Origin of the sequence: Leifsonia sp. SIMBA_070 (assembly GCF_046534635.1) — a bacterium.
Taxonomy (GTDB): Bacteria; Actinomycetota; Actinomycetes; order Actinomycetales; family Microbacteriaceae; genus Leifsonia.
In genome coordinates, this window is record NZ_JAWRYK010000155.1 from 1 (window position 1) to 289 (window position 289).

The following is a 289-nucleotide window of genomic DNA, read 5'->3' on the forward strand; positions in this document are numbered from 1 at the left end:
ACCATCCCCGTTACGCCTACCGCGGCGCGGTGCAGCATGTTGCGCCCCGCTACTTCACGCCGGGCGAGGGCCGGCGCTTCAGCGACGCCATCGCGCTGCTGAGGGCGAACCACCACCATCTGCACCTCACCGACGACCAGGGCTGGCGACTGCAGATCGAGTCGTGGCCGGAGCTGCCCCGGATCGGCGGCTCGACCGGCAGTGACGGCAGCCGCGGCGGCTGCTACACGCAGGACGAGTTCCGCGAGATCGTCGCGTACGCCGCGGCGCGGCACATCACGGTCGTGCC

General features: G+C 71.6%; 1 protein-coding gene. It reads left to right on the forward strand.

Going from position 1 to position 289, the window contains the following annotated elements; all coding sequences use genetic code 11:
- On the forward strand, window positions 1-289 hold a 289-nt coding region (locus SB754_RS19815; protein WP_410784097.1), incomplete at both ends, for a family 20 glycosylhydrolase.